Genomic DNA, 12,175 nt, shown 5'->3' with positions numbered 1-12,175 from the left:
AATATTCCCACATAGTCATTATGTTAGAACGCTTTTTAGATAAAACGTCTTTCTCTTCACAGGAAGACTTCATGAAAAATTTTAAGGTAAAAGTTCCCGATTGTTTTAATTTCGGATACGATGTCATAGATGAATGGGCACGTATAGCTCCCGAAAAAAAAGCTCTGCTTTGGACCAACGATCAAGGAAAAAGAATAGATTTTACATTTGCCGATATTAAACGAGAAAGCGACAAAACTGCATCTTACTTCCAATCATTAGGAATAGGGCACGGCGATATGGTCATGCTCATTTTGAAACGAAGATACGAATTTTGGTTTTCTATTATCGCTCTTCACAAACTGGGAGCCGTATGTATTCCCGCCACTCACCTGCTGACCGAGAAAGACATAGTGTACCGATGCAATGCCGCCGACATAAAAATGATTGTATCCTGCGGCGACGGGATTGTAGTCGAGCACATCAACCGGGCCCGACCGTCCTCGCCTTCATTACAACGTTGTGTCTCCATCGGGCCCATCATTCCAGAAGGGTGGGACGACTTCCATAAAGGAATAGAATCGGCTGCTCCTTTCGTCCGTCCCGAATCGGTCAACACGAATGACGATATTTCACTGCTCTATTTCACATCGGGAACCACCGGCGAGCCCAAAATGGTCGCCCATGATTTCACTTACCCGTTAGGGCACATCATCACCGGCTCCTTTTGGCACAACCTGCACGAAGACAGCCTGCATTTGACTCTGGCCGACACGGGTTGGGGAAAAGCCGTATGGGGAAAACTATACGGGCAATGGTTTGCCGGGGCGAACGTGTTTGTCTATGACTTCGAAAAATTCAAACCGGCCGACGTACTCGAAATGATACATAACTTTCACATCACTTCGTTTTGCGCTCCTCCCACCGTATTCAGGTTTCTCATTCGGGAAGACCTCACCAAATACGATATTTCTTCTCTAAAATATTGTACCATAGCCGGTGAAGCTCTTAACCCCAAAGTATACGAAGAATGGCTACGGCTCACGGGTATAAAACTGATGGAAGGTTTCGGACAGACCGAGACGACTCTCACTATCGCCACCTATCCGTGGGTGGAACCCAAACCGGGATCGATGGGAATACGCAACCCGCAATACGACATAGACCTGCTCACAGCCGACGGACGCTCAGCCGAAGATGGTGAACAGGGACAAATCGTTATCCGCACCGATCACGGGAAACCTTTGGGACTGTTCAAGGAATATTACCGTGACCCTCAAAAAACGTATGAAGCCTACCATGACGGTATTTACTATACAGGCGATGTAGCTTGGCGCGACGAGGACGGATACTTCTGGTTCGTGGGTCGTGCCGACGATGTCATCAAATCGTCGGGCTACCGTATCGGTCCATTCGAAGTGGAAAGCGCTCTAATGACCCACCCCGCCGTAGTGGAGTGTGCCGTGACCGGAGTCCCCGATGAAATCAGAGGACAAGTTGTCAAAGCTACTATCGTACTATCGGCCGCATACAAAGACAAAGCGGGAGAAGCTCTTGTCAAAGAGATACAAGACCATGTGAAAAAAGTCACGGCTCCCTATAAATATCCTCGGGTTATCGAGTTCGTCGAAGAGTTGCCCAAAACCATCAGCGGGAAAATACGCCGAGTAGAAATACGAGACAAAGACAAAGTCTAATAACGTAAAACGATCGTCCCATGCAAATCAGTAACGATTGGTTCGTCGCCGAAACAGAATTTGAAAACAAGTCTTTAATCATACGAGGGAGACTATTTCTCGATGCCATCAGGCAATCGGGAAAATTCGCCACACGTATTGCTCTCGTATGGGAATATCAGGGCGATGAAAAAGGCATGCCCACCGAAAAAGAGACGCAAGCGCTCGATAGCCTCAACGAGAAACTGCGCGATATATTGGAAGAGAAAGAAATCGCAATACTAACCGCCATTCATATAGGAGGAAAAACCGCCCGCTATGAATATTACGGAATCTCAGCCGAAAAATTCTCCATCGTCTTGAACGAGACTTTCAGCGAATACCCGCCGCTGCCGATAAAAATTGGAGCGGAAAGCGACCCCGAATGGAACAACTACATCGAAACGATTCAACAATTCGCCATGCAGCCATGAGTTACAAACGTAAACGTATTACCGTAAAAATAGGGAGTAACGTTCTTGCTCGTCCAGACGGTACGCTAGACATCACCCGCATGTCGGCTCTCACCGACCAAATCGCCGAGCTACACAAAGCCGGAGTCGAAATTATTGTCATATCGTCGGGAGCTGTGGCATCGGGCCGCAGCGAATTGAAGATACACCGCAAGCTCGACGCAGTTTCTGCCAGACAATTATTCTCGGCTGTGGGGCAAGCCAAACTCATCAATCGTTATTACGAGCTATTCAGGGAACACAATATAGCTTGCGGACAAGTGCTCACGACCAAAGAAAATTTTTCGACCCGGCGACAGTACCTCACACAAAAACAATGTATGGAGGTTATGCTTGAAAATAAGGTTATCCCTATCGTCAACGAGAACGACACGATCTCGGTTACCGAGTTGATGTTCACCGACAACGACGAACTGTCGGGACTCATCTCTGCCATGATGGACTCCGAAACCCTCGTCATTCTCAGCAATATCGACGGTATTTACAACGGGGCTCCGGGACAAGCGGACAGTAAAGTCATACCGGAAATTCACCCCGGTCAAGAACTGTCGCAATACATACAGTCGGGGAAATCCTCTTTCGGGCGGGGCGGTATGCTTACCAAATGCAACATCGCCCGTAAGGTGGCAGACGAAGGTATAGAAGTCATCATCGCCAACGGCAAGAAAGAAAATATCTTGCCCGATCTTTTACGGGAAAACAGCTCGGCGATTTGCACGCGATTCATTCCCTCTGCCAACCCCATATCGAGCATTAAACGTTGGATCGCCCACTCCGAGGGATTCGCCAAAGGAGAATTACATATCAATGCCGGAGCCGTGAAAGCGATACACTCGCAACAAGCCGTCAGTATATTGCCGGTCGGAGTCACCCGTATCGAAGGAGACTTCGAAAAGGACGACATTGTCCGCATCATCGATCCCGATGGAAATTCCATAGGAGTAGGCCGCATTGCGTTCGACAGCGAAACAGCCCGAGAATTTATCGGACATCAGGGTGCGAAACCTTTCGTCCACTACGATTATCTCTATCTCGACTAACTTTAACGATTCCGATACAACTATACTCGAAAAAAAAGATTACTTTTGCTTTACACACATTATGAGCTATGACCGCCGATGTATCACATATTTTCGAAAACGCACGAGTCGCTGCCCGCAAATTGAATCTCGTCGATACCGAGACTATCGATAAAATACTTCTTGCCGTTGCCTACGAAGCCGAGAAAGAAGTCGATTACATCTTGCAGGAAAACTGTCGGGACTTGGCTCTTATGCCGAAGACAGACCCCAAATACGACCGGTTAATGCTCTCGCGGGAGCGAATTTTAGGAATAACCTCCGATATGAGAAAGGTAGCAGGGCTTCCCTCTCCATTGGGCAGAATATTGGCTTCATTCGACAGGCCCAACGGCATGCGCATCGAAAAAGTATCTGTACCGTTCGGAGTCATCGGCATTATCTACGAAGCCCGTCCCAATGTAACCTTCGACGTTTTTTCTCTTTGCTTGAAATCGGGGAATGTCTGTATTTTGAAGGGAGGTAGTGATGCCCAATATTCCAACAACGCTATTATCAACATTATCAACAAGGTGTTGATAAGTTACGGAATAGACTCTAACACAGTGACTTTACTACCTAACGGTCACAGCTTTACCGACAAGTTATTAACCGCCGTGGGACAAGTCGACCTTATCATTCCAAGAGGCAGCGGTCGATTGATAAATTATGTACGCGAACATGCGCTTGTACCGGTTATCGAAACTGGCGCCGGGATATGCCACACCTATTTCGACAGTGACGGAGATTTGGAAAAAGGCCGCAATATCGTGTTCAATGCCAAAACCCGTCGGGTGAGCGTATGCAATGCACTCGATTGTCTGATTATTCACAAGGAAAGATTATCCGACCTTGCAAACCTCTGTAAGCCGTTGTCTGAAAAAAACGTAATCATATACGCCGACCCGAAAGCCTATGGCGCACTTGCGGGGAAATATCCGGAATCCCTCTTGCAGCCAGCGACCGACGATAGTTTCGGGACGGAATTTCTGGATTATAAGATGGCCATCAAAACCGTCGACTCCTTTGAAGAGGCTTTGGCTCACATAGCCCGCTATTCCTCGAAACACAGCGAAAGTATAATCACCGAAAACGAATCTCACAAACAACGCTTCGCTCACGAAGTCGATGCCGCATGCGTATACACCAACGTGTCTACCGCATTCACCGACGGAGGACAATTCGGATTCGGGGCAGAAATAGGTATCAGCACACAGAAACTGCATGCAAGAGGTCCTATGGCTCTACCCGAGCTAACGACTTATAAATATATTATTTCCGGTAACGGACAAACCCGTCAATAAAACATTATGAGACATTTCACTAACGTACACGACCTCGGAGATTTAAACGCTGCTGTTAAAGAAGCTCTCGAAGTAAAATCCAATCGGTTTGCCTACAAACACTTGGGGCAGAATAAAACCTTGATGATGATTTTCTTCAATTCCAGCCTCCGTACTCGCCTAAGTACACAAAAGGCAGCTATGAATTTGGGCATGAATGTCATAGTTTTAGACGTCAATCAAGGAGCTTGGAAATTAGAGACCGAACGAGGTGTAGTCATGGACGGGGATAAACCGGAGCATTTACTCGAAGCTATACCGGTCATGGGGTGTTACTGCGACGTGATAGGCGTGCGTTCTTTCGCCCGGTTCGAAAGCAAAAGCGACGACTATGAAGAAAAAATTCTCAATCAGTTCATTCGATATTCAGGCCGACCGGTATTCAGCATGGAAGCAGCTACACGGCATCCATTGCAAAGTTTCGCCGACCTCATCACCATCGAAGAACATAAAAAAACAGAACGCCCCAAAGTAGTCCTCACATGGGCCCCTCACCCGAAGGCTCTACCTCAGGCCGTACCTAATTCTTTTGCCGAATGGATTAACCAAACCGATTACGAATTTGTCATTACCCACCCAGAGGGGTATGAATTAGCCCCTCAGTTCGTAGGCAATGCCCATGTGGAATATGACCAGCGAAGAGCTTTCGAGGGGGCAGACTTCATCTACGCTAAGAACTGGGCAGCCTATGCCGACCCACATTACGGACAAGTCATCAGCACAGACCGGGCATGGACGGTAGATAGCGAAAAAATGGCTTTGACCAATAACGCTTTTTTCATGCACTGTCTTCCGGTACGTCGCAACATGATTGTTTCGGACGATGTTATCGAAAGTCCGCAATCATTGGTAATCCCCGAAGCCGCCAATCGGGAAATCTCGGCACAAGTCGTACTGAAACGTATTCTTGAATCCCTCTAATTCTATACTTATGAAACGGCTTTTGACTTTCTTTCTGATATGTTTCTCATTCGTCGAATATACCCGGGCAGAAGATATTATCGACTATAAGTACTGGGACGAAGGGAAATTGACATGGGACGATTTCCAAGATACTCTCAGTCTCAAAGGAGTACCCTCGACTTTTAACGCTTTTCTGAGAATTGAAAAAACAGAAAAACGAGATGGCAATACCCGCACGATCCGTCCCGAAGCGCAAGCCTGTTTCGACAAACGTCATTCTTTCGCCGACCGGCAAATACAAAACGAGAACTTACTGCGATTGTTCCAGCTGAAATACGATTTGCTTGAAATGTATCGGCGAAGATTACAAACCGAATTAAATCTCGGAGTGGTGGGTATTGCCGCCGATAATCGCACCCGGCAATACATGGACCTATACACAGAACAAAGCAAAAAAGCAGAACAAGAAACCGAAAACGGACAGAACGAGATAAAGCTGCAAGAATGGGAGTTCTACGTAACCAAAGAACTGATCGAAAACCCGGCTCCGTCCATTCCTCGAATCTCTCCGCGGCGATTCGGATACGGGTTCTATTTAGGAACCGGCGCCTCTTTCCCGGTCGGGAACATCGCCGACTATTGGGCCCCTGCTTGGCAAATCAATGTCGGATTCGATTTAGCTTATGCCAATACGCATCTGCTCTGCGACTTTTCTGCCGGAACAGCCCGTACCCGTCAGGAAATTACAGTTTCCAACGGACAAATCACGGATACATGGCTTCGAAACGGACATAACACCTATACTTCTATATCCTTAGGTATAGGACAACAGCTTGTCTCCACCAAGTATTTCGCCCTTATGCCTTATGCCGGATGTATATGGTCGGGATACTCCGATCAAGCAAAAATTCAAGAAGGGAGAAACGAAAGAACGACATTGTCCTACACGAATTTTAATTGGACGGCCGGAATATGTTTCGACTATCGCTTCTCCACGACAATATCCCTAGTCCCTTCATTCTGGCGCGGTCATCGTGAAATATTTACCGCATCGATTCGTACAAAGCTATTTATCAATCGGGAGCAATTCCACAACTTCAAAATAGCACCCGATGACAACGGTAGCATGCTGAGAGGCTGTAAGCTGGGATTCTCGGTCGCTTGCCTCGGATTCAGCAGATTACTGCAAATCAAATAAAACTACATTTACGACATGAAACAATATCTCGACCTCTTACAACATGTGCTCGACCACGGCATCCTTAAAGAAGATCGCACAGGGACAGGCACTCACAGTGTCTTCGGTTATCAAATGCGTTTCGACCTGCAAGACGGATTCCCACTCCTCACCACGAAGAAACTGCACTTGAAATCGATTATCCATGAACTGTTGTGGTTTCTTAAAGGCGACACCAACGTGAAATATTTGCAAGAGAACGGAGTCCGCATTTGGAACGAATGGGCCGACGAGAATGGCGACTTAGGACATATCTACGGGTATCAATGGCGTTCGTGGCCCGATTATAACGGCGGACATATCGACCAAATAAAAGAGGCTATCCACACCATACAAAACAATCCCGACTCACGTCGTATCATTGTCAGCGCATGGAATGTGGCAGACCTACCCCAAATGAACTTACCTCCTTGCCATGCTTTTTTCCAGTTCTATGTAGCAAATGGTAAACTCAGTTTGCAACTGTATCAACGCAGTGCGGATATTTTTCTCGGAGTGCCTTTCAATATCGCCTCTTATGCACTATTACTCATGATGGTCGCACAAGTGACCGGGCTCGAAGCCGGAGATTTCGTCCACACACTCGGAGATGCCCATATTTACAACAACCATATCGAGCAAGTGCGGGAACAGCTTTCTCGCGAACCGAGAGACCTGCCTAAAATGAAACTGAACCCCGATGTAAAAAGCATCTTCGATTTCAAATACGAAGACTTTGAATTGACGGATTATAACCCTCACCCCCATATCGCAGGAAAAGTAGCCGTATAAGTATGAGTAAAATAGCATTAATCGCAGCCGTTGCCGAAAAAGGAGCCATTGGCCGGGACCAACAACTGTTATGCCACTTGCCCAACGACTTGAAACATTTCAAAACACTCACGTCGGGACATACCGTCGTCATGGGACGAAAAACTTTCGAATCATTACCCAACGGCGCTTTACCTAACCGCAAGAATATCGTCTTGACACATAACACGTCATTATCGTGGCCGAATGTAACTGTCGTCCATACGCTTGACGAAATACCGATACAAGACACGACAGAAGATGAAATTTTCATTATGGGGGGAGCGACACTATACAACGAAACCATCAAAATAGCCGACACGCTGTATATCACACACATTCACCATACATTCGACGACGCCGACACATTCTTCCCGACCATAAACCCGTCGGAGTGGAAAATCGCGAATTCGCAAGAAATGCCGGCCGACGAAAAACACGCTTATCCTTATACGTTTGTAACCTATACCAGAAGACGGATAGAAAACCGGGAATCTTCCGACAAATAACCGGGTCAATCCCTGTCGATCTGCCTCACATTCCCGTCATTGTCGAATTCCAATTCTACGAGAGGAGCCGTGTTCAACTCCACTTCATATCCCCAATCGTAACGAGCCGCTTCGACAATTCCGGCAGTAGGATACTGTGTAGCGACATAAGTCAACAAATTACCCGGCAAAATATCTATTTGTAAAGCCGACGGTAACACCTGCAAGTTGCCATCTACCTTTTGCCACCCACCGTCCTTATAGAATTTCAATTCGAATCCATTACTCAACCAAACTTTGTAACGGGGCTCTTCATTCTTCTTTTCGGCCTTAACTACCTTTACATCGGAAAAATAAGTACTAACAAATTGATGAACAGAATCAGGCAAGTATTGATAATCCACCCGTTCGTCCTCATCACAGGCACTCAATCCGGCAAGCCCTGCGAACAAAATAAAACTCCACAAAAACGTTTTCATAATCTCCCATTTTAATTTTTATCTTATAACAACATCGTTTGCCAATGGGTCGATTCCTTACAAAATTTAAATAGAATCATGTTACATATAAAATAAGCGAATCAGAATGTAACACTTTTGTAATACAAATCCAACATATTGCTATAAAAATCGGAAATCACAAAAATAATGTTAAATATAATCGTTTTTTCTTGGGTATTTTGTTTGTATATAAAATTATATGCGTACATTTGCAATGTGTTTTTCATGGTATTAGAATTAAGGTTAACAAAGATTGGTTGTCGTGATGACAATCAATTTTTTCATTTTAAACTGTTCCGTTTTTCATCTATACTTTCTCTCATATACTATCCAAGACACTCCATAAGAAATAAGCAGTGGTCTATCTTCTTCAAATGATTGTTGTATCTTTAAATTTTAGGTACATTTGTAATCAAAATCCAACCTTACTGCAATGAAAAAAGCATTATTATCCATCGCACTATCGGCATTTGTTTTTTCACTGATAGCGGGAACAGGACTTTCGGCCGATTCCCCGTTAACCGTATCGCAAGCTCTTGCCAAGAAGAATGACCGGAAATCCTATTATATAAATGGATATATAGTCGGAGAATACAGAGACTACTCCAACAATAAACACTTCTACAACATCGCACCGCCCTTCGATGGAACCTCGGCCTACCTCATCGCCGACGAAATCGATGAAATCGATTTAAGCAAGATGATGCCCGTACAAATCAAGGACTATGTCGATTCGTACAATTTAGATGAAAATCCACAATATTGGCGCAAGCAACTGACCATAAAAGGAACGTTAACCGATTACTTCACCCTGCCGGGAATTAAGAATCTCACAGATTGGATAGCACCCGGCGAAAATGTCACAGACGAAACGAAATACTGGAACTTTTATGAAACTTTTGAAACGAAAAAAGCCTATACTCCCAATAGCACTTTAATGTATGGAGGAGGAATCTATGCCAGTGCCGAAACATGCCGATGGAAATTCGTAGGCGCTACATACGGAGACAGCTCCAACGATATGAAATGGGATAATGCAGCAGCCCACCTACGCCTCACCGAATCGACCTCCGGCGAACCCGGATACATCTACATGCTCGAAGATAAAAGCAACGGAATCGGGTACATACGCTTATGGGCTGCCCGATACAAAGATGATAAAGGTTCTGGTTCTTTCGGTGTATACATATCCAATGACAAAGGAAAAACTTGGGAACCCATTCAAACCAGTATTCCAATCAAAAAAGAGTTGACCGAATACCAATTCAAAGTGATGCGTCCGGGAGAACTACGAATAAAAATAGGTAAAACAGAGAACTCGACGACTGGAATAGACATTGACAATATCCACATCAGCGACTATTATACGACGTCGTCCGTTGAAAACATGTTGTCTCCGACAAATATACGAATATGGAGTTCGAAAGGTCATCTTTGTTTCGACACAAAAATGCCCGAACAAATCGACATCTACCTGATAAATGGCACACTCGTTAAGACTGAACATATAATCGGAAGTGGCAACATAGCCCTACCTGCCGGATTCTATATAGTCTCGATAAAAAACACCGCTACGAAAATTATCGTACCATAAAATAAGAGAGCATACCCCAACACCGATATGCCCTCTTACACCAATTTCTATTCCCGAAATCTATTTTACTTCTTAACCGGTCGGAACAAAACGGCATCGGCCGCTACCACATTATCGGCTCCTTTATTCGATATTTCCACATAGGCATCCCGGCCTTTCGCTAAAGTGTACTTGCCCACATATACCCACTCGCCACCAGTCTGACCGACGACTTCCACATCATCTTTATAGATTTGCTTTTCTTCCATGTTCTTTCCATCGTAGACCCCAACCGAGGTATAAGTTGCAGCACTTTCTAATCGAGGGAAAAACATATATACCTCATACTCTCCTACTACTTGAACATCAGGTATATATTTCACTGTTTTGAGAGTATCACCCTTAGAATCATCTACCAAGAAATTCAATCCATATCCTCGGTAAGTATCGAAGTTAAAGTTCCAGACCCCATTTAGCTCAACACACGATTTATCATCGTTATCCACCAAGATTTCGGGGACACTTCCGTCGGATAGAGGGTCTGTTTTCAAAACTTCCTGCAATCGGGCTATATCCACATCTTGTACATCAATTCCGTTATCTATCGACAAACAGGCAGCCACAGCCGCCGACTGAGCCAACACCATAAAAACAGGCTCCATGCGGATAGACCCGTACGCAATATGCGAAGCCGAAAGGCATACCGGAACAAGTAAATTAGTAACTTCTCTGCGTTTCGGGGTGATAGCCCGATAAGAAATTGGATAAGGAGGAAAACCGCCAATCTCCACATTACCCTCGTTTTTCACCTCGCCACGAACAACGATTCGATCGCAATTATGAGAATCCATCGTATACGCAGCCCAACCGATAACATCGTCGACTACCTCTTTTCCTACACAATGATGTTCGGTCATCACCAAATCTCCTATCATGCGCCGTGCCTCCCTCACATAAAGCTGGTGAGTCCAATGATGATTATCTACATATTCGTCTTTCGGATATCCCCATTTCAACATCTCGATTCTCATAAATTCAGGAACCCGTTCATCATGTCCCAAGAAATAGAAAAGCCCTTTCGTATAGTCCTCATGCGCTTTCCATATCTCGGCTCTACGATCATAGTCGGCTTCGGGATAATCCCAGTTCATACCTATCATATCGGTAGAGATACCGCCGCCATTGTTTATATCGGTTTTGGAATTGGGCATCCGACTCCAAATAAAATAATCATATACCGACTTTCTCGGAGAGACTGCATGCAATCGCAGAACCAGTTCATACCGGGTAGAATCGTAGTTATCTGGCCTGGTGATAGGTATCATATTATTAGGATCATCGGTAAGACAAACTCTGAAATTATAGGCTTGTATTTTTTTATCGCCTGTTCCAATCGGTTGCAATACATCGTGACTGACACCCCAAATCAATCCGCTCGTCGAATCTCCCGGAACCACATACGGGTCTATCGGATCCCAAAATTGATGGCCTCGCATCATCTGAACACCATTATACGTCTCTCCATACACCGAGTTATCTTCTCGTCCCACAGTATAGGAAACCCCGGCATGAGCCATTAAATCTCCTTCATACGAACAATCGATAAAAACTTTGGCTCGTATCTGCTTATTCGTCTTGGGCGAAGGATTTTCCGAGTTTTCCACAACGATCTCCGATATTCGTGCTCCGTCTTTCTTCACTTCGTTCAGCCTATGAGAATACAACACCTCGACGTTGCCCCGCTCGACATAGTCCTTAAAAATATTTTCGGCTACCGATGGCTCGAATATCCACTGTTCGAACTTTCCGTAATGATTTCCTATCCTACGATAGAAATCCCGGGCCAGCCCCGTAACCACGAATTTATTGCCGATATCGGTATAACCAAGTCCACCCGATGTCATACCCCCCAAATGTCTACCGGGTTCTACCAGCAATACCGTCTTGCCTTCCATCGAAGCGGTATAAGCGGCAATGACACCTGCCGAAGTTCCTCCATATATACAAACATCTACACTCTCGGTATTCTTCTTACAACTAACCAAAAGCATCAGCGATATTATCGCCCCCCACAGACCTAAACGTTTCATATATCTACCTGTTTTTATATTATTCTT

11 protein-coding genes are annotated in these 12,175 nt (G+C 45.2%); 9 read left to right on the top strand and 2 right to left on the bottom strand.

What is annotated here, in order from left to right:
* Nucleotides 1–20 precede the first annotated feature (20 nt).
* The 8 genes from QVD32_RS01985 to QVD32_RS01950 all read left to right on the top strand — a co-directional run bounded on the left by QVD32_RS01985 (nucleotide 21) and on the right by QVD32_RS01950 (nucleotide 8,006).
* Nucleotides 21–1,676, top strand: coding sequence for an AMP-binding protein (locus tag QVD32_RS01985; protein WP_118686961.1), 1,656 nt, complete (start codon nucleotides 21–23; stop codon nucleotides 1,674–1,676).
* Nucleotides 1,677–1,696: 20 nt separating this feature from the next.
* Nucleotides 1,697–2,128 carry a DUF695 domain-containing protein gene (locus QVD32_RS01980; RefSeq protein ID WP_046412134.1) on the top strand — a complete coding sequence of 144 codons (432 nt, stop codon included), beginning with the start codon at nucleotides 1,697–1,699 and terminating at the stop codon, nucleotides 2,126–2,128.
* Entirely contained in the window at nucleotides 2,125–3,207 is a 1,083-nt protein-coding gene (gene proB, locus QVD32_RS01975; protein ID WP_021891561.1) for a glutamate 5-kinase, read from the top strand. The genes QVD32_RS01980 and proB overlap by 4 nt, the downstream gene beginning before the upstream one ends.
* A gap of 68 nt (nucleotides 3,208–3,275) precedes the next feature.
* The gene (locus tag QVD32_RS01970; protein ID WP_118686962.1) at nucleotides 3,276–4,529 is read left to right on the top strand and encodes a glutamate-5-semialdehyde dehydrogenase; all 1,254 of its coding nucleotides are present in this window, start codon (nucleotides 3,276–3,278) and stop codon (nucleotides 4,527–4,529) included.
* 6 nt (nucleotides 4,530–4,535) lie between these two features.
* The gene (locus QVD32_RS01965) at nucleotides 4,536–5,489 is read left to right on the top strand and encodes an N-acetylornithine carbamoyltransferase (RefSeq protein WP_021891563.1); all 954 of its coding nucleotides are present in this window, start codon (nucleotides 4,536–4,538) and stop codon (nucleotides 5,487–5,489) included.
* A gap of 10 nt (nucleotides 5,490–5,499) precedes the next feature.
* Nucleotides 5,500–6,669: a hypothetical protein gene (locus tag QVD32_RS01960; RefSeq protein ID WP_118686963.1), complete on the top strand. Its 1,170-nt coding sequence runs from the start codon at nucleotides 5,500–5,502 to the stop codon at nucleotides 6,667–6,669.
* A 15-nt stretch (nucleotides 6,670–6,684) separates the two neighbouring features.
* The gene (locus QVD32_RS01955) at nucleotides 6,685–7,479 is read left to right on the top strand and encodes a thymidylate synthase (RefSeq protein WP_118686964.1); all 795 of its coding nucleotides are present in this window, start codon (nucleotides 6,685–6,687) and stop codon (nucleotides 7,477–7,479) included.
* Between the two features lie 2 nt (nucleotides 7,480–7,481).
* On the top strand, nucleotides 7,482–8,006 hold the full coding sequence (locus tag QVD32_RS01950) for a dihydrofolate reductase (protein WP_195242001.1): 525 nt from the start codon (nucleotides 7,482–7,484) through the stop codon (nucleotides 8,004–8,006).
* Between the two features lie 5 nt (nucleotides 8,007–8,011).
* Here QVD32_RS01950 and QVD32_RS01945 read toward each other — a convergent pair whose 3' ends face one another.
* Nucleotides 8,012–8,464, bottom strand: a complete 453-nt coding sequence (locus QVD32_RS01945) for a PepSY-like domain-containing protein (RefSeq protein ID WP_118686966.1) — start codon at nucleotides 8,462–8,464, stop codon at nucleotides 8,012–8,014.
* A gap of 454 nt (nucleotides 8,465–8,918) precedes the next feature.
* Here QVD32_RS01945 and QVD32_RS01940 point away from each other — a divergent pair, with 454 nt between their 5' ends.
* Nucleotides 8,919–10,079 carry a DUF6359 domain-containing protein gene (locus QVD32_RS01940; protein WP_021891569.1) on the top strand — a complete coding sequence of 387 codons (1,161 nt, stop codon included), beginning with the start codon at nucleotides 8,919–8,921 and terminating at the stop codon, nucleotides 10,077–10,079.
* A gap of 65 nt (nucleotides 10,080–10,144) precedes the next feature.
* Here the strand turns inward: QVD32_RS01940 and QVD32_RS01935 are convergent, their stop codons facing one another.
* Complete coding sequence (locus tag QVD32_RS01935) at nucleotides 10,145–12,148, bottom strand: FAD-dependent oxidoreductase (RefSeq protein ID WP_021891570.1); 2,004 nt, start codon at nucleotides 12,146–12,148, stop codon at nucleotides 10,145–10,147.
* Between the last annotated feature and the right edge of the window lie 27 nt (nucleotides 12,149–12,175).

The sequence above is a fragment of the Barnesiella sp. genome (assembly GCF_022723415.1).
GTDB classification, from domain to species: Bacteria; Bacteroidota; Bacteroidia; order Bacteroidales; family Barnesiellaceae; genus Barnesiella; species Barnesiella intestinihominis.
Note: the sequence above shows the minus strand (reverse complement) of the source record. Positions and strands in the feature narration are given on the sequence as shown.

Excerpts from the sequence above, each read along its gene's own strand:
- QVD32_RS01985 (WP_118686961.1), top strand. The coding sequence starts at position 21 with ATGTTAGAACGCTTTTTAGATAAAACGTCTTTCTCTTCACAGGAAGAC.
- QVD32_RS01980 (WP_046412134.1), top strand. The coding sequence starts at position 1,697 with ATGCAAATCAGTAACGATTGGTTCGTCGCCGAAACAGAATTTGAAAAC.
- proB (WP_021891561.1), top strand. The coding sequence starts at position 2,125 with ATGAGTTACAAACGTAAACGTATTACCGTAAAAATAGGGAGTAACGTT.
- QVD32_RS01970 (WP_118686962.1), top strand. The coding sequence starts at position 3,276 with ATGACCGCCGATGTATCACATATTTTCGAAAACGCACGAGTCGCTGCC.
- QVD32_RS01965 (WP_021891563.1), top strand. The coding sequence starts at position 4,536 with ATGAGACATTTCACTAACGTACACGACCTCGGAGATTTAAACGCTGCT.
- QVD32_RS01960 (WP_118686963.1), top strand. The coding sequence starts at position 5,500 with ATGAAACGGCTTTTGACTTTCTTTCTGATATGTTTCTCATTCGTCGAA.
- QVD32_RS01955 (WP_118686964.1), top strand. The coding sequence starts at position 6,685 with ATGAAACAATATCTCGACCTCTTACAACATGTGCTCGACCACGGCATC.
- QVD32_RS01950 (WP_195242001.1), top strand. The coding sequence starts at position 7,482 with ATGAGTAAAATAGCATTAATCGCAGCCGTTGCCGAAAAAGGAGCCATT.
- QVD32_RS01945 (WP_118686966.1), bottom strand. The coding sequence starts at position 8,464 with ATGAAAACGTTTTTGTGGAGTTTTATTTTGTTCGCAGGGCTTGCCGGA.
- QVD32_RS01940 (WP_021891569.1), top strand. The coding sequence starts at position 8,919 with ATGAAAAAAGCATTATTATCCATCGCACTATCGGCATTTGTTTTTTCA.
- QVD32_RS01935 (WP_021891570.1), bottom strand. The coding sequence starts at position 12,148 with ATGAAACGTTTAGGTCTGTGGGGGGCGATAATATCGCTGATGCTTTTG.